This is a genomic window from Acuticoccus sediminis, assembly GCF_003258595.1.
Classification (GTDB): Bacteria; Pseudomonadota; Alphaproteobacteria; order Rhizobiales; family Amorphaceae; genus Acuticoccus; species Acuticoccus sediminis.
In genome coordinates this window covers 119,238-136,134 of sequence record NZ_QHHQ01000009.1, presented here as the reverse complement: position 1 = coordinate 136,134, position 16,897 = coordinate 119,238, and the positions used below count along the sequence as shown (strand labels likewise).

16 protein-coding genes are annotated in these 16,897 nt (G+C 68.9%); 8 read left to right on the top strand and 8 right to left on the bottom strand.

All coding sequences use genetic code 11. The features are described 5' to 3' along the window. Window positions 1–130: 130 nt before the first annotated feature. The 6 genes from DLJ53_RS29535 to DLJ53_RS29510 all read right to left on the bottom strand — a co-directional run bounded on the left by DLJ53_RS29535 (window position 131) and on the right by DLJ53_RS29510 (window position 5,090). A complete protein-coding gene (locus tag DLJ53_RS29535) occupies window positions 131–1,201 on the bottom strand; it encodes an ABC transporter ATP-binding protein (protein ID WP_111351860.1) in 1,071 nt (356 codons plus the stop codon). A 35-nt stretch (window positions 1,202–1,236) separates the two neighbouring features. After that, window positions 1,237–1,971, bottom strand: a complete 735-nt coding sequence (locus DLJ53_RS29530) for an amino acid ABC transporter ATP-binding protein (protein ID WP_280525530.1) — start codon at window positions 1,969–1,971, stop codon at window positions 1,237–1,239. 1 nt (window position 1,972) lies between these two features. Further along, window positions 1,973–2,653, bottom strand: a complete 681-nt coding sequence (locus DLJ53_RS29525; protein WP_111351859.1) for an ABC transporter permease subunit — start codon at window positions 2,651–2,653, stop codon at window positions 1,973–1,975. Next, window positions 2,650–3,318 carry an amino acid ABC transporter permease gene (locus DLJ53_RS29520; RefSeq protein ID WP_111351857.1) on the bottom strand — a complete coding sequence of 223 codons (669 nt, stop codon included), beginning with the start codon at window positions 3,316–3,318 and terminating at the stop codon, window positions 2,650–2,652. The genes DLJ53_RS29525 and DLJ53_RS29520 overlap by 4 nt, the downstream gene beginning before the upstream one ends. 67 nt (window positions 3,319–3,385) lie before the next feature. Continuing rightward, on the bottom strand, window positions 3,386–4,267 hold the full coding sequence (locus tag DLJ53_RS29515; RefSeq protein ID WP_111351855.1) for a substrate-binding periplasmic protein: 882 nt from the start codon (window positions 4,265–4,267) through the stop codon (window positions 3,386–3,388). Between the two features lie 31 nt (window positions 4,268–4,298). After that, a complete protein-coding gene (locus DLJ53_RS29510; protein WP_244935190.1) occupies window positions 4,299–5,090 on the bottom strand; it encodes a class II aldolase/adducin family protein in 792 nt (263 codons plus the stop codon). A gap of 533 nt (window positions 5,091–5,623) precedes the next feature. Between DLJ53_RS29510 and DLJ53_RS29505 the strand changes: the two genes are divergently transcribed. From DLJ53_RS29505 to DLJ53_RS29495, 3 genes are read left to right on the top strand one after another with little or no spacing between them, the layout of a single operon-like run. After that, entirely contained in the window at window positions 5,624–6,937 is a 1,314-nt protein-coding gene (locus DLJ53_RS29505) for a hydantoinase/carbamoylase family amidase (protein ID WP_202913421.1), read from the top strand. 26 nt (window positions 6,938–6,963) lie between these two features. After that, the gene (locus tag DLJ53_RS29500; protein ID WP_111351853.1) at window positions 6,964–8,157 is read left to right on the top strand and encodes a hypothetical protein; all 1,194 of its coding nucleotides are present in this window, start codon (window positions 6,964–6,966) and stop codon (window positions 8,155–8,157) included. A gap of 1 nt (window position 8,158) precedes the next feature. Further along, window positions 8,159–9,517, top strand: a complete 1,359-nt coding sequence (locus DLJ53_RS29495) for an amidohydrolase family protein (RefSeq protein ID WP_111351852.1) — start codon at window positions 8,159–8,161, stop codon at window positions 9,515–9,517. On the opposite strand, the gene DLJ53_RS29490 is transcribed toward DLJ53_RS29495, so the two are convergent. Both DLJ53_RS29490 and DLJ53_RS29485 read right to left on the bottom strand, forming a co-directional pair. Continuing rightward, complete coding sequence (locus DLJ53_RS29490; RefSeq protein WP_226582382.1) at window positions 9,467–10,423, bottom strand: LysR family transcriptional regulator; 957 nt, start codon at window positions 10,421–10,423, stop codon at window positions 9,467–9,469. The two genes, DLJ53_RS29495 and DLJ53_RS29490, sit on opposite strands and share 51 nt — an antisense overlap. A gap of 142 nt (window positions 10,424–10,565) precedes the next feature. Next, complete coding sequence (locus DLJ53_RS29485; protein ID WP_111351849.1) at window positions 10,566–11,303, bottom strand: class II aldolase/adducin family protein; 738 nt, start codon at window positions 11,301–11,303, stop codon at window positions 10,566–10,568. A 299-nt stretch (window positions 11,304–11,602) separates the two neighbouring features. Here DLJ53_RS29485 and DLJ53_RS29480 point away from each other — a divergent pair, with 299 nt between their 5' ends. From DLJ53_RS29480 to DLJ53_RS29460, 5 genes are all read left to right on the top strand, one after another. Continuing rightward, window positions 11,603–12,661 (top strand): LacI family DNA-binding transcriptional regulator, encoded by a 1,059-nt coding sequence (locus DLJ53_RS29480; protein ID WP_111351847.1) that lies wholly within the window; start codon window positions 11,603–11,605, stop codon window positions 12,659–12,661. A gap of 146 nt (window positions 12,662–12,807) precedes the next feature. Next, window positions 12,808–13,875: an ABC transporter substrate-binding protein gene (locus DLJ53_RS29475; RefSeq protein WP_162409679.1), complete on the top strand. Its 1,068-nt coding sequence runs from the start codon at window positions 12,808–12,810 to the stop codon at window positions 13,873–13,875. Further along, window positions 13,872–15,209 carry a cysteine hydrolase family protein gene (locus DLJ53_RS29470; RefSeq protein ID WP_162409677.1) on the top strand — a complete coding sequence of 446 codons (1,338 nt, stop codon included), beginning with the start codon at window positions 13,872–13,874 and terminating at the stop codon, window positions 15,207–15,209. The genes DLJ53_RS29475 and DLJ53_RS29470 overlap by 4 nt, the downstream gene beginning before the upstream one ends. Next, entirely contained in the window at window positions 15,206–16,111 is a 906-nt protein-coding gene (locus DLJ53_RS29465; protein ID WP_111351842.1) for an ABC transporter permease, read from the top strand. The genes DLJ53_RS29470 and DLJ53_RS29465 overlap by 4 nt, the downstream gene beginning before the upstream one ends. Further along, complete coding sequence (locus DLJ53_RS29460) at window positions 16,108–16,893, top strand: ABC transporter permease (RefSeq protein WP_111351841.1); 786 nt, start codon at window positions 16,108–16,110, stop codon at window positions 16,891–16,893. Before DLJ53_RS29465 ends, DLJ53_RS29460 begins: the two co-directional genes overlap by 4 nt. The last annotated feature ends 4 nt before the right edge of the window (window positions 16,894–16,897 follow it).

Genomic DNA, 16,897 nt, shown 5'->3' with positions numbered 1-16,897 from the left:
TGCGGCCTGTCCTTCTGGCCGGATGGATCGCCGCGCCGTCCTGGGAGGCGCGCCAAGCTCGCGGCGCCGGCCAGCCCGGCGGCCGGATGCGAAGGGCCGCCGAGCGCGTGGCGACGCCTGTGTCGGGGGGTCAGTCGGCGGTGATCACGGTCGTCCCTTCGGCGTCCCAGCGGGCCCAGACCGTGTCGCCCGGGGCGGGTCCGCTCTCCGCCGCGACCGCGCCGAGGGTGCCGACGAGCGGCCCCGCCGCCGCCGTCTCGATCGTCACAAGCGACTGAGCGCCCTGGAAGGTGACGTCGCGTACGACGCCCGGCAGGCCGCCGCTCCCCGATGGGCCGATGCTGAGCCGCTCGGGCCGCACGGCGAGCAGCACCTCGTCGCCCACACCGACCCCGGGACCGGCGACCGCCTCGCCGGGCACGCCGCCGACATCGACGGTCAGCGTCGTCGGCGACACGGAGGTCACGCGGGCCTCGAGGAAATTGCTGCGCCCGAGGAAGCCGGCGACGAATCGCGTGCGCGGCCGGGCGTAGATGGTGCGCGGCGCATCGACCTGGACGATCCGGCCGTCGCGCATGATGGCGATCCGCTCCGACATCGACAGCGCCTCCTCCTGGTCGTGGGTGACGTAGAGGAAGGTCAGTCCGACACGGGCGTGGAGCTCCTTCAGCTCGGCCTGGAGATCGGCGCGCAGGTTCTTGTCGAGCGCCGAGAGCGGCTCGTCGAGCAGGAGCAGGTGCGGCTCGAACACCAGCGCGCGGGCCAGCGCGACGCGCTGCTGCTGGCCGCCGGAGAGCTGCGCGGGCTTGCGGTCCGCGAGTTGGCCGAGCTGCACCAGGTCGAGGGCCCGCACGACCTTGTCCTGCCGTGCCGCCTTGGGGACCCGGCGCACCCGTAGCGGGAAGGCGACGTTCTCCGCGACCGTCATGTGCGGAAACAGCGCGTAGCCCTGGAACACCATGCCGAAGTTGCGGTCCTCGGCGGCGGTGCGCGTCAGATCCCGACCGCCGAGCAGGATGCGTCCGGCGGTCGGCTCCACGAAGCCCGCCACCGCCATCAGGATGGTCGTCTTGCCCGAGCCGGAGGGGCCCAGAAGCGTCAGGAATTCGCCCGCACCGATGGAGAGGTCCACCCGGTCGGCGGCGAGCACACCGCCATAGCTCTTCGTGACACCTTCGAGGACGAGGGGCTCGGAACGCATGGGTCAGCCTTCGTGGGAACGGGGTGGCCGGCCGATCACAGGATCGCCGTCAGGAAGCGCCGGACGTCGGGTTGGGCGGGGTCGGCGAAGAACGCCGCCGTCGCGCAGTCCTCGACGATGGTCCCGTCGGCGAGGAACACGACGCGGTCGGCCGCGCTCTTCACGAAGCCGATCTCGTGGCTGACGACGACCATCGTCATCCCGTCGGCCACGAGGGCCTTCATCACGTCGATCACCTCGTTGACCGTCTCGGCGTCCAGCGCCGACGTCGGCTCGTCGAAGAGGATGAGGCGCGGCTGCATGGCGATGGCTCGCGCGATGGCCACGCGCTGCTGCTGCCCGCCGGAGAGGTGCCGCGGATAGGCGGCGAGCCTGTCGCCGAGCTTGACCCGCGCCAGCGCCGTCGCGGCCCGCTCCGCGGCCTCCGGTCCGGACATGCCCAGCGTGTGGACGAGGCCCAGCATGACGTTCTCCTGCGCGCTGAGGTGCGGGAACAGGTTGAAGTGCTGGAACACCATGCCGATGCGGGTCCGAAGCGCCGCCAGACGGCGCGGCCCGGCCCCCGTCAGCTCGTCCCCCCCGACGCAGACGCGGCCCGCGTCCGGCGGCTCCAGCAGCGTCGCGCAGCGCAGCAGCGTGGACTTGCCGCTGCCGGATGCCCCCATGACGGCGACCACCTCGCCGTCCGGCACGGTCATGTCGATGCCGCGCAGGACCTGACGGCCGCCGAGTGTCTTGGTGACGCCCTGGAGGGATAGTGCCGTGCCCACGTCAGGCCTCCATTCGCCGGCGGCTCATCCGCTCCACGCGGCCCGTCACCCACTGCATCAGGAGGAGCGTGACGGCGTAGGCGAGGACGGCGCCCATCAGCGGCGTCGAGTTGCGGGTGAAGACCTGCGCGGCGCGGGCGCTGGTGAGGATCTCGAAGTAGCCGATGACGAACGCGAGCGGCAGGTCGCGCAGCAGGAGCGTCGCCTGGCTCGTCAGCGCCGGCGCCATGATCACCATCATCTGCGGCACGACGACGAGCCGCAGGAGCTTGCGCCCACGCAGGCCGATCATCCGCGCCGCGTCGAACTGGCCGCGAGGGACGGACTGATAGGCACCGCGGTAGATCTCCGCGAAGTAGACGCCGTGCTTGAGCGCGATGCCGAACACCGCCGCCGAGAAGGCGTCGACGCTGAGCCCCGCGAGCGGCAGCACCAGGTAGTAGGACATCACCAGGAAGACGAGCAGCGGAATCGCCCGCATCAGGTCGATGAACCACTCGGTGGCACACCGCGCGCCGCGCACCGGCAACAGCTGGACCGCGTAGATCGCCATGCCGGCGATCGGCGCGAGAAGCAGCGTCGCGGCGGCGAGCCTGAGCGTGCCGAGCGCCCCTTCGCCCATCACGATGCGCGCGCGCCAGAGGGCGTCGAGGTCGAAGAAGTGGGTGAAAATCGCGTTCATCGCGCGTGGGCCCTCGCCCGCTCCCAGCGGCGCGTCAGCCGGACCAGCGGCAGCGCGAGCAGCACGTAGCAGACCCCCGCTGCCACGATCGGCGAGGCCTGTCCGGTCATGTTCTGGATGGAGAGCGCCGAGGTGATGAGGTCGTTGAGCGCGATCGCCGACGAGATCGAGGTGTGCTGCAGCATGAGCACCACGGCGGAGACGAACGGCGGCGCGGCGACGATCGCCGCCTGCGGCAGGATCACCTTGACGAGCATCACGATCGGCGAGAGGCCGAGGGCCCGCGCGGCGTCGTACTGGCCCGGCGCGACGGCCGCGAGCGCGCCGCGGATCACCTCGGAGAAGTAGACCACCTGCATGACCGACAGCGCGAGGAGCACCGACGCGAACGCGCTCAGCGTCACCCCGACGAAGGGCAGCGCGAGGTAGACGAAGACGACGGAGAGCACGGTCGGGACGCTGCGGGCGACGTTGACGACGGCACCGAGCAGGCGCTGCAGCCAGCCCGGGCCGAAGCGCCGCGCCAGTGCCACCGCGATCGCGGGCAGGATCGAAATCACGAAGATCAGGACGGTGAGCTGAACCGTGGTGAGGAGCCCCTCGAGGATCAGCCCCCGGTGCTGCCACACGACCGTGAAATCGAAATACTGCTGGAGACGGTTCAAGGGTGCGCCTCGTGATCGGCCGGGGGGCGGCCGGTGCGAGACCGGCCGGTGACAGCGGCGGGAACCGTCAGGACGGGCAGTTCTGGCTTTCGAGCGTCGGGACCGGCACGACGTTGACCGTCGGGCTCGACGGGTCCGGGTCGGTGCCGAACCAGGTGCGGTAGATGTCCGCCAGCACGCCCTCGTCCTTCAGCTCGTCGAGGACGCGGTTGAACTCCGGATAGAGGGGATCACCCTCGCGGAAGAGGTAGCCGACGGGGAAGTACGTCTCGCGGATGCGATGGGCGATGGCGACGTTCGGGTTGCCCTTCGTCTGCCAGGCCGCGATGAACTCGCTCTGGACCGCCGCGTCGACGCGTCCCTGCTCGAGGCCGAGGAAGAGGGACGGGTTGTCGGAAAAGACCACCTTCTCGATGTCGGCGCCGTTCTCGATCGCGGCCGTCACCACCTTGTCGGCCGTCGAGCCGACCGACTCGATGCCCACCTTCTTGCCGGCGAGATCGTCGAACCCGGACACCTTGTCGGCAAGATCGGGTCCGGTCGAGATGGCCTGCCCGGCCGAATAGGTCGGGACCGTGAAGACGCCGACGCCGCCGGGGTTGGCGAGCCGCTCGCAGGTCATGAACGCCGAGGCGGCGCTCATGCGGAACACGCCCGCCTGGAGCGCGGTGAAGTTCTGCGAGAACGGGACGCGCACGAAGTTGAAGGTGATGCCGAGGCGCTCGCCGACCGCCTTCAGGATGTCGAGCTCGAAGCCGACGCTCTCGCCCTTCTCGTTGATGAACGAGTAGGGCGCCAGGGTGAGGCTGGTGCCGACGAGTACGATGCCCTCCGGCACGACTCCGCCGGAAAGGTCGTCCGCTGCGGCGGCGAACGGAAGCGCGGTCACGACCGCGGTAACAGTGGCGGCGCGCACGACGGCACGACGCAAGGCCGAGAAGGCTCGCATGGAACGCTCCGAATTTGGCTGGCGGCAGGGATCAGGTGCGGTAGCTGGGATCGATCAGATCGAGTTCACGCAGGAGGGCGGGCCACTCGCGCTCGCCCATGGGCACAGGGTCGTCCTCGAACTGGCGGGCGGCCTTCTCGCAGGTGTCCGGATCGGGAATGACGATCCGTCCGCCGCTGGCCTGCGCCTTCAGCTGCACGCGGCAGGCGCGGTCGAGGTAGTACATGAGGTAGAACGCGTGGGCGATGGAGCGGCCTGCGGTCAGCAGGCCGTGGTTGCACATCAGCATCGCCCAGTGCGCGCCCATGTCGGCGACGATACGCTCGCGCTCGCCGAGCTCGAGGGCGACGCCCTCGTATCCGTGGTAGCCGAGGCGGTTATAGAAGAGCATGGCCCACTGCGACATCGGCAGCAGCCCCTCCTCCAGCGCCGATACGGCGATGCCGGCCTCGGTGTGGGCGTGCATGACGCAGAAGACGTCGGGCCGCGTCTCGTGGATCGCGCCGTGGATGACGAAGCCCGCGTAGTTGATGCGCTTCACCTCCGGATCGACCGGCCGGCCCTCGGAGTCGATCTCGAGGAGCGAGGAGGCGGTGATCTCGGAGAAGAGCATCCCGAAGCGGTTGATCAGGAAGTTGCCGGGCCGCCCGGGGACGCGGGCGGAAATGTGCGTCTGGACGAGATCGGACATGCCATGGCGGGCGATGAGGCGGTACGCGGCCGCAAGGTCGACGCGCACGGCCCACTCGCTTTCACTGATGTGCGCCGGTCGCTCGAACCGGGTGGGATCGCCTGGGCGCATGTCGGTGGTCACGGACAACATGGTCTGTCCTCGGACGTGGCGCCTCCTCGGTCGAGATTGAGAAGGAATGCCGTCTGCCTGCTTTGTGACCATGACCATAGAGCGGGCACAGAAACGGCTGCAAGGCGATGCAACGGCCGACGCCACCACCCTGCCGTTGCAGTAGGCATCAAATTCTCACGCTTCCATGGTTTGATTACTTCAGTTGAAGCCGCTGCGCTTCGCGCGCTTCGTTAGGCATTTTTATCGATTTCGTTTCGTATATCTCGTCATATTTCACTGATTGTATACGATTTTAAGCAATCTATTCCGATTCTCGCGGAAGACTTTCGAAAAGATTCGCGAACGCTTTCAGTTTTACGGCGTCAAATTTCTTCTTCGTTTCTTCTGCATCCGCAACCCAGGACGGCCGTCTATAATTCGGCATTATAGTTGGCCCGCCCTTTCGAGGTCGCCTGCCGTCCGGTTGCGGCTCTACTCAGGATGCAGACGCACATGGGTCGAAATTCGGCCCCCCTCGTGCAGCATTCCGACGGCTCACATTCGAGGTTTGAGTGAGCGAGCGCATCATGAACGACTCCCCCGCCATCGCCGAAGCCGTCGCCGCGCAGCGCGACTTCGCCGCCGGCCTGTTCGACGATCTCCGCGCCCTGTCGATCGACGAGCCCGGCGTCACCCGCGACCCCTACGGCGAGGGCGAGAACAAGGCCCACCGGCAGTTCGCCCTCGTCGCCCGCGAGTGCGGGTTCGAGGTCTCGACCGACTTCGCCGCCAACTCCTTCGCGACGCTCCCCGGCCGCGACCGCGCCGCCCCGCGCATCGTCATCGGCTCCCACCTCGACAGCGTGCCCCATGGCGGCAACTTCGACGGCGCCGCCGGCGTCGTCGCCGGCCTCACCGCGATGCGTGCCCTGCGCTCCCTCGGCGTCGAGGCGACGTGCGACCTCACCACCATGGCGATCCGCGCCGAGGAGAGCATGTGGTTCCGCGTCTCCTACCTCGGCAGCCGCGCCGCGCTGGGAACGCTGCCAACGTCCGCGCTGGACGCGACCCGCGTCGATACCGGCCGCACCCTCGCCGACCAGATGCGCGAATGCGGCGCCGACCCGGAGTGCGTCGCGCGCGGGGACGCCTCGCTTGCGCCGGAGTCGGTCGCCGCCTACGCCGAGCTCCATATCGAGCAGGCGCCGAGCCTCCTGGTCGACGGGCTGCCGATGGCGGTCTGCACCGCCGTGCCCGGAAACTTCCGCTATCCCAACGCCCGGGTGATCGGCGAATACAACCACGTCGGCCTCCCCCGCCGCTTCCGCCGGGACGCCGTGACGGGCGCGGTCGACGTCGCCAGCTACCTCGACGACGTCTGGCAGGCGAACGAGGCCGCCGGCCGGCCGATGGCCGTCACCATCGGCCAGTTCTTCACCGACCCGGAGCAGCACAGCCTCACGCACGTCCCGGGCGAGGTCCGCTTCAGCCTCGACGTGCGATGCTACGACGAGGCCCAGCTCGCCAGCCTCGAGGCCGACCTCCTCGACGCCCTCGCGGAGATCGAGGCGCGGCGTGGCGTCAGGATCGACCTCGGGCCACGCACGGGCGTGCCGGTCGGCACCATGGCGCCGGAGCTCATCGCGGCGCTGACCGAGAGCGCCCGGCGGCAGGACGTCCCGTCGATCCTCCTCGGCAGCCCCGGGTCCCACGACGCGGCCGCCTTCGCCGCCGCGGGCGTGCCGACGGCGATGATCCTCCTGCGCAACGCCAACGGCAGCCACAACCCGGACGAGGCCATGGAGATCGACGACTTCATGGCCGGAACCACCGTCCTCACCGACTGGCTCTTCAACGCCGTCTCGGACGCCGCCTCCCTCCGCTAAGCACCTGTCACAACAAGGGTCGTTCCATGCTGATCGCTGACAAGTTCGAGTTCAACGATGTTCCGGAGGCGAAGGCGCAGCTCAACTTCGCGCCCGAGACATACATCGTCGACAGTACGATCCGGTCGCTTCAGTCCGGCGTCTCCGGAAGTCTGCACACCGCATCGGACATGATCGAGATCGGCGCGGCCCTGTCGGACATCGGCGTGCGCGAACTCATCGTGAACCTCTCCTGGAAGGACGGCTTCACCGTCGCCGAGGGGCTGGCCGAGAAGAACCTCTCCGCCCGCGTCGTCGGTACCTTCCGTGCCCGCCATCCGATGGCCGAGACCTGGGCGAAGGACGGCATCGCCGCCGGCTGCGACGAGATCTGCTTCGAGTCCGCCAACGACGCGGATCACTTCAGCCGCCTCGCCGATCCGGTGCGCGAGAGCAACCGCGGCGTCAGCCACGGCTTCGCGGAGGCCTACGCCTACAAGGAGGTGGTGGACATCGTGCGGGCCGGCGTCGCGCTCGGCTGCCGCAGCCAGAGCTTCCACGACAGCTACTTCCGCTTCGCGCTCACGCCGGAGGGCGCCAAGGCGTTCTACTCGGCCCTGCGCCGCGACGTGCCGGACGCACCGCCGCTCTACATCCACCTTTCCAACTTCTACGGCAACGCGACCATGACCGCGATCGCCTCGCTCGCCGCCGGCGCCAGCGCGGCGGACGTGTGCATGAACGGCATCGGCCACCACTGCGGGCACATCCAGATGGCCGAGATCGTCACCGCGCTCGCAGCGCTCTACGGCGTCGATGCGGGGGTCAAGCTCGACCGCCTGACGGAGGTCTCGCACCTCGTGCGCGAGCGCACCGGCTTCAACGGCCCGCTGCACAGCCCCGTCACCGGCGACAACGGCTTCATGATCGACGGTGCCTACTGGGCCGCCGAGGCGCACATCCCCTACGAGGAGCGCATCCACGCCAAGTTCCCGATCGACCCGCGCGCCGTCGGCAACGTCGAGACGGTGGTCTGGGCGCCCGGCACCATCAACACCGGCAGCGTCCGCTCCAAGCTCGGCGCGATGGGCATCGACAACGCCACCGTCACCGACGGCTCGGTCGAGCACATCATCTTCGCGCTGGAGGACCTCCTTCGCCAGCGCAACACCTACCCGAACTGGGTGACCGACCGCGAGTTCGAGCAGCTCTGCCGCGACGTCCTGCGCCGGGGCTACTGAGATGCAGCGCACCGACCTCCTGATCGCCGGCGCGACCGTCCTCACGGTCGACACCGAGTTCACCATCCTCGAGCCCGGCTGGGTGCGGGTGCGCGACGGCGAGATCGTCGCCGTGTCCGCCGAGCCCCTCGCGCCGGAGGACGGGGAGGAGGTGATCGACGGGACCGGGCGCCTCCTGATGCCGGGGCTCGTCAACACCCATGTGCACCTCTTCCAGACGCTGTTCCGCGGCGTCTACGAGGAGCGTCCCCTCGGCATCTACCTCGACTACATCTACCGCTCGGGCGTCGAGATGCGCCCCGAGGACAGCCGCCTGTCGGCCATGCTCGGCAGCCTGGAGGCGGTGCGCAACGGCACCACCACGCTGGTGGACCACCACTTCCTCAACCGCATCCCCGAGCTCGCCGAGGAGACCATCGAGGGTATGCGCGCCGTCGGCGTTCGCGCCGGGCTGGCGCGCACGGTGATGGACATGGGCACCGGCATCCCCACGGAAGTGAAGGAGACACCGGAGGACGGCATCCGCGCCGTCGCCGCGTTGCTCGAGAAATACCGCGAGGAGCACGACGCCGGCCGCGTCACCATCATGACCGGACCGAACACGCCAGGCGTCAACGCCAGCGACAAGGCGGTGATCGCGACGCGCGACTTCGCCCGCGAGCACGGCATCCGCTGCAGCGCCCACACCGCCGAGTACAAGGGCGCGGTCGAGTCGGTCCGCACCCACTACGGGTACGACGGCGTCGTCGAGTGGCTGCATTCGCTGGACGCGCTGGGCCCGAACTTCCTCGCCGTGCACGCGGTGCAGGTGGCGCCGGGCGAGGTGGACCATCTCGGCGAGACCAACACCGCGATCTCCCACAACCCGTTCAGCAACCTCTTCTGCGGCGACCGCAACGCGCCGGTGAGCGACTACATGCACGCCGGCTGCCGCGTCTCGTTCGGCACGGACGGGGCGGCCAACAACAACGCGCAAGGGGTGCTCGACGTCCTGCGCATCACCCGCCTGCTGCAACGCACCCACCCGGTCGAGCCGGAAGCGATCAGCCCGCAGCGGGCCATCCGCATGGCGACCATCGAGGGCGCGGCCGCGATCGGCCTCGATCACCTCGTCGGCAGTATCGAAGTCGGCAAGCGCGCCGATCTCGCCCTCTTCGACGTCGAGGCGATGGCCCACACGACGCCGACCCACGACGTCGTCGTCCAGCTCGTGCATTCGATGAAGTCGAGCGATGTCTCGACGACCATCGTCGACGGCGTGGTCGTGATGCGCGATCGCGTGATCCGGACCGTCGCCGAGCGCGACGTGCTAGGCGATGCGGCGGCGGCGGCGAAGGCGCTCGTCGCCCGCCTCGGGTGAGCCGGGCGCCTCGGCCAGCGGCGGCGGCGCCACGTCGATCTGCCTGATGTCGGAAAGGAAGCGCTTCGCGAGCCGCGACAGCGGCCGCGAGGTGACGTAGAGCGCGCACGCCGACAGCTCCACCTCGGGCGTGAACGGCCGGACCTCGATGTTCCAGCCGATGGTGTCCGAGGCGGAGAAGGCGTCGACGACAGCGACGCCGAGTCCCTCCTCCACCAGCATGCAGGCGCTGGTGCAGTGCCGCACCTCCAGGCTGCAGGCGTAGTCGACCCCCTCCTCCTGGAACGCCTTGCGCACGATCATGCCGATCCGGCTCGTCGGATCGAGGCCGATGATCCGCTCCCCGTCGAGGTCCGCCGCACTGACGTAGGACTGCGACAGGAGATGATGGCCCTTCGGCAGGGCGACCATCATCTTGCCGTAGGCGACCGGGACGATCGTCATGCCCGGGCGCGGCGCCGGCGCGACGCCGAAGCCGAGGTCCGCGAACCCCGCCTCCAGCCCCTCGATCATGCTCTCCATGCGGCGCTGATCGAAGTAGACGTAGAGGTCGTTTCCGCGCTGGGCGAAGCGGGCGACGGCGCGGGCGACGAGCGAGCGGCCGACGGCCTGCGTCGTCAGCACACGGAGGCTTCCGCGGCGCAGCGTCCGCATGTCGGAGACGCGCGAGGCGAGGGCGCGGGCCATCGCCTCGACCGGCTCGGCATCACTGTAGAGCGTGCGGGCGTCGTTCGTCGGCACGAGCCGGTTGGACACACGCTCGAACAGCGGAAATCCGAGCTGCGCCTCCAGATGCTTGATCGAGTTGCTGACGGCCGGCTGGCTGATACCGAGCTCGTGCGACGCCGCCACCACCGTGCGGCATCGCATGACTGCACAAAACACCTCGATTTGCCGAAGATTCACGAGGACCCCCGCACGGCGGACCAGGCTGCTCCGACATCAACTCGGGGCAGTTCGAATCATTCAGCAATTTCAGTGCCATGGAGCCGCACCGCGACATTCGCGACCTGAGGGACCGGGACCGGCCCGGCGGATGCGACAACCCTCAGTCCCGGTAGCTGCTGTCGATCCGGTCCAGTTTGCGAAGCATCGCCGGCCACATCCGCGTCCCCTTCACCGACTTCGATGAAAACTGTTGGGCCGCATGCCGGACGGTCTCGTCCGACGGGAGCGAGAGCGGCGCACCGGTCGTCTGCGCCTCGATCTGGATGCGGCAGGCCATCTCCAGGTAGTACATGTAGTAGAAGGCCTCCGCGACGGTCCGACCCACGGTGAGAAGTCCGTGGTTTTTCAGTATCATGGCCGGCTTGTCGCCGAGGTCGGCCTGGAGCCGCTCGCGCTCCGAGAGGTCGAGCGCGATGCCTTCGTAGGCGTGGTAGGCGAGGCGGCCGTAGAACTCCATGCTCATCTGGTTGACCATCAGGAGCTCGCCCTGGAGCGCCGCGACGGCCATCCCCGCGAGCGTGTGCGTGTGCATGACACAGATCGCGTCCTCGCGCGCCATGTGGATCGCGCTGTGGATGGTGAAGCCGGCCGGGTTCACGTCGTCCGCGCCGTCGACCGAATAGCCGTCCGGGTCCACCACCACGAGGTCGCTGGCCCGGATCTCGTCGAACGTCATGCCGTAGGGGTTGATGAGGAATCGGTGCGACGCGCCCGGAAGGCGGACGGACGTGTGCGTGTAGATCGTGTCGTCCAAGCCGTAGTGTGCCAGCAGGCGGTAGGCGGCGGCGAGATCGGTCCGGAGGCCGAGTTCAGTCGCATCGGAGAGGGGTTGGTCCATGGAGGGGTCTCGTGCTGGTCGCTCGCATCATCGCAGCGCGGGATGTGCCGGGGTCGCGATCGAGCTATGGCCGGAATCGGGAGGTGACAGGGCGCTTCGGTCGGTGCACCGGACGGTGCTCGCCATGGCGGTACCGGCCCTCACTGTGATCCCCGCGACGGCCGCGGGCAAGCGTTTCCTGTCCCGCAAAGGGCCAATGACCTCCTCGTGTTGAGGTATCCTTTGCCATCGCGTGCAACGTTGACCCGTTCAACCGCGCCCGGTGGTCGACGCCCTCAACTGCCAACGGAAGCCCACCCTTGACGAAGAAGACGATGCAAGCGGTCCGGCCGCGCCGAGCGCCGACACTCGACGACGTGGCACGCCAGGCGGAGGTCTCGCGGACCAGCGTCTCGATGGTCGTGAACGGGACCGCCCAGCGCCTGCGACCCGAAACGCGCCATCGCATCGAGGATGCCATCCGCCACCTCAACTACCGGCCGAACAAGGCCGCGCGGGACCTGCGGTTCTCCCGCGGGGTCACGGTGGCGATCGTCGTGATGGACAATTCGCCCGCCTTCATGGGCGCGCCGTTCACCGCCCATCTCGTCGCCGGGCTGTGCAACCGCCTGTCCGCTGAAGGGCAGTCGCTCACCCTCCAGGGCATCCAGCCCGACCAGATGACGCAGGCGCACAGCGAGCGCTACGCCCAGGCCGACGGGCTGTGCCTCCTCCTCTCCGGCAAGGAGGACGAGCGCGACCGGGCGATCGAGTCCTTCGGGTCTCTCGGGGTCCCGATCGTCCTATTCCAGGAGCGCCCGCGCCGGGACCTGTCCGATTGCTGCGTCATCCGGCAGATGGACCGGGAGGGCGGCCGCATGATCGCCGAGGATGTCCTGCAGTCCGGCGCCCGGACCATCGTCATCGCCCTGCCGGCCCAGTCCTGGTACTCCGTCGACGAGCGCGTGCGGGGGATGCGCGACGCCATCGCGAAGGTGCCGGACGCGCGGGTCGAGCTCCTTCCCTGCGGGGACGAATCGGGCCTCGCGGTCGCCACAGCGCTCGACCGGAGGCTCGCGAGCGCCCCCCGGCCGGACGCCATCCTCGGCACCAACGACCGGATCGCCATCGCCGTCCTCAACACGGTCGCCAAGAACGGGCTGACGGTCCCGGACGACATCCGCGTCACGGGGTTCAACGGCTTCGACCCCCGCGACCTTCAGCAACCGACGCTGACGTCGGTCGCCTCCGCCGCCTACCAGCTCGGCGTCGCCGGCGCCGAGAGCCTGTTGGCTCGATTGCAAACAGGCTCGTTCGCCGCACCGGAGATCACGCTCCCGGTGCAACTCCTGCCCGGAAATTCCACACGGCGAGCCTAGACCGCTCAATCGCTGAGCGTTGTGTCCGTTTTGACTGCAAACGCCGGCCGGAGGCTTGTGAGACGCCGAAAATCGGTCAAATTGGGTTAGTGTAACGCTACACTAGCGCGAAACAGCGTCCCTCAACCCTCGACATGGAGTCTCTCATGAGCGGCAGCGGCATGAAGCGCCTTAGCGCTCCAATGGTCTCGCGGCGCGGATTTCTGGCCGGATCCGGCGGCATTGCATTGGGGCTGTCGATGCCGAAATGGGCGACGGCGCAGGGCAAGAGCATCGTCTCCTGCATCTTCGGCGGCAGCTTCGAGGACGCCTACCGCAAGTCGATCGTCGAGCCGTTCACTGCGGAGACCGGAGTCGAGGTGACGCTCAAGTACGGCAACGGCTCCGAGTGGCTCACCAATGCCGTGATCAACCGGAACAATCCGGAGATCGACCTCCTCTGGCTGCCCTACCCGCAGAACATCCAGGCGATCAACGAGGGCCTCTGCATCGAGCTGACGCCGGACGACATCCCCAACCTCACCGAGATCGCCGCCCCCTGGTATGACGGCTTCCGCAAGATGGGCGTCGGCCTCGACTACGCCTCCTTCGGCATCGGCTACCGCACCGACATGGTCGAAACCGAGCCGACGTCGTGGAAGGACCTCTGGAACGAGGAATATGCCGGCAAGATCACGCTGCCCGACATCACCGCGTCGGGCGGCTACCAGCTGCTCGTGATGGCCGCGATCGCACACGGCGGCTCGATCGAGAACATCGACCCCGGCTTCGAGGCGCTGAAGGAGCTCAAGCCCCGGGTGCGCAAGTTCTACAAGTCCAACCCCGAGGCCACCCAGCTCCTGGAGCGCGGCGAGGTGGCGGTCGCCGCCTGGTTCGACGGTCGCAGCTGGGGCCTTGCCGACAAGGGCGTGCCGATGAAGTGGGTCGCGCCGAGCGAGGGCGCCTCGGCCGCCATGGTCTCCTACCACATCCCGACCAACGCGCGGGATCCCGAGGTCTGCAAGGCGTTCATCAACTACGCGATCTCGAAGGAGGCGCAGGAAGCCTTCTGCAACATGATGCAGTACGGGCCGGTCAACACGACCGCCGTGCTGACGGGCCAGGCCGCCGAGCGCGTCCCGCCGCTGTCCAGCCTGAAGCAGCTCGACTGGTTCGGCATCGTGCCCCGCATCGGCGAGTGGCAGGACCGCTGGAACCGGGAGATCACCAGTTGATCTCTCTCGACGACAGGACCCGGTCGCTCGACGACGTCGAGCGGCTCGACCCGGCGCACACCGCGCTGGTGCTGATCGACATCCAGAACGACTTCTGCCACCCCGACGGCGCGTTCGGCCGCATCGGCAGCGACCTTTCGATGATGCCGGCGATGGCCCGCGAGGCGCGTCGGCTGCGTGACAGCGCCCGCGACCGCGGCATCGTGACCTTCTACGTCCGCGCGACCTACGACCCCGAGGTGCTGGGCGCCCCGCTCGCCGAGACCTACGCCCGGAGAGGCTTCAGCGACGGCCAGTGCCCGGAGGGAAGCTGGGGCGCGGACTGGTACGACGGCCTGTCGCCCGATCCCGAGCGGGCGGCGGACATCGTCGTCACGAAGCATCGCTTCAGCGTCTTCCAGGGCACCGAGATCGACCTCTACCTGCGCGCCAACGGCATCCGGACCGTGGTGTTCGCCGGAGTCGTGACCAGCGGCTGCGTGGAATCGAGCCTGCGCGACGCCTTCTTCCGCGACTACTACGTCGTGGCTGCGGAGGACGCGATGACCGAGGCCTCGCCCGAGCGCCACCGCGCCTCGCTCCACAAGATCGGCCAGGCCTTCGGCGAAGTGCGCCCCGCCGCCGCCATCGCCGGGCTCTGGCTGGCCGCCAACGGCCCGGGCGCCGACCTCTCCATCGCGGCGAAGGCGGCGCGGATCCCCGGGACGCTCGCCGACCGGATCGATCCGGCCCACACGGCGCTCCTGCTCATCGATCTCCAGGAAGACTTCTGCGCCACCGAAGGCGTGATGGGGCGCAACGCCGAGGATCTCTCCGACATCGCGCGCGCCGTGAAGGGCTGCCAGCGCCTCCTCGGCATCGCGCGCGCGGCCGGCCTTCAGGTGATCCACCTGCGCGCCGAGTACGGCGAGGCGGACGCCTCGCCCGTCAGCATCTTCGCCAGCGCGGACGTCGACGGCATGAGCTGTTGCCGCCCGGGAACCAGCGGTGCGCGCATCCTGCCCGAGGTGGCGCCCGTCGAGGGGGAATGGGAAGTCGTGAAGCGCCGCTTCTCCGGCTTCGTGGACACGCGGCTGGAACTGATGCTCCGCTCCAACGGGATCCGCACGCTCATCGTCGGCGGCGTCGCCACCCAGTGCTGCGTCGAATCGACGGTGCGCGATGCGGCGCTCAGGGACTATTTCGTCGTCGTGGCGAGCGATGCCTGCGGGGCGCGCGGGCGCATGCGCCACCTGCACGACGCCTCGCTGGAGGTGATGGGTCTCTATTTCGCGGAGGTCTGCCCGATCGACCGGATCGAATCCGCGCTGGCGCCGGCGAAGACCGCTGCATGAGGCAGTCGGCCCTCCCCTGGCATCTGCGACTGATACTGCTGGCGCCGGCGCTGCTGCTCGTCGCGGTCCTGCTGGGAGGTTCCCTGGCGCGGCTCTTCGAGCTGAGCTTCCACCAGATCCTGCCGGGCCGGCTCTCCGTCGACCCGGGCTTCACGCTCGCCAGCTACGGCCGCGCGCTCGGCGACCTCTTCCACTTGCGCATCCTCGGGCGGACGCTGCTCGTCGCCTTCGCGGTGACCGCGGCCTGCGCCGCCCTCGGCTTTCCGCTCGCCTACTTCCTGTGGTCGGCCCCGAAGCGCTGGAAGGGCGTTCTCGTCCTTCTCGTCGTGGCACCGCTCCTCATCAGCCTCGTCGTGCGCGCCTACGGCTGGATGGTCCTGCTCGGCGACAGCGGCCTCCTCAACCGCCTGCTCATCGGCCTCGGCCTCACCGACGCCCCGCTCCATCTCCTCTACGGCATGCCCGCGGTCGTCATCGGCCTCATCCACGTGCAGATGCCGTTCATGGTGCTCTCCATCCTCGCCGCGATGGAGCGGATCGACCCGACCCTCCTGAAGGCGGCCGAGACCCTCTCCGCCTCCCGCCTGAGGGCGATCGTCGAAGTCCTGCTGCCGCTCTCGTTTCCCGGCATTCTGGGCGGCGCGACGCTCGTCTTCACGCTCTGCATGACCGCGTTCGTCACTCCGCAGCTTCTCGGCGGCACCGGCTCGCAGGTCATGACCACGCTGATCTACGGACAGTTCATGTCCGGCTTCAACTGGCCTCTCGGCGCCGCGCTCGCCGCCGTCCTCTCGGTCGCATCTCTGGTCGGCGTCGTCCTCATGACGCAGGCCGCGGGGCTGCTGCCGTCTGTCCGGCGCGAACGTCGCGCCGGCCGAGAGACGGGAGCACCGCACCCGTGACACGCGTCCTCTTCGCTCTCCTGGTGACGGCGATCTACGCCTTCCTCTTGTGCCCGCTGATCGTGGTGGTCGCCGCCTCGTTCAGCAGCGGCGACATCGTCACGTTCCCGCCGCAGGGGTTCTCGCTGCGCTGGTACGGGGAGGCGCTCTCCAAGGCGCTGTTCACCGGCGGCCTGACGACCTCGATCCTCCTCGGCATCGCCGCCGCGGTCGGCAGCAGCGTGCTCGGCGTCCTCTCCGCCATGGGCCTCGCCTCCGCCGAGTTCCGCGGCCGGCAGGCGCTCGAGCTCATCCTGCTGTCGCCCCTCATCGTCCCGGGCGTGGTCATCGGCATCGCGCTGCTGACGAGTTTCTCCGAATTCGGCCCGCGCGGAGCGTGGCCGCGCCTCCTCCTGGCGCACGTCCTGCTGACGCTGCCCTACTCGGTCCGCACCGTGCTCATCTCGCTGCAGCGGCTCGACCCCGCGCTGGCGAGCGCCGCCGAAACGCTGGGCGCCAGCCGCGCGCGCATCTTCTTCGAGATCACGCTGCCCCTGATCCGGCCCGGCATCATCGCCGGCGCGCTCTTCGCCTTCGTCATGTCGTTCGACAACGTGCCGGTCTCGGTGTTCCTCGTCAGCGCCGACACGACGACGCTGCCGCTCGCGATCATGTCCTACCTCGAATACAACTTCGACCCGTCGGTCGCGGCCATCTCGACCATCATCATCCTCGTCATGCTGGCGCTGTCCCTGATCCTCGAACGGATCGCCGGTCTCCGGCGCGTCCTGTCGACAAGTTGAGTCC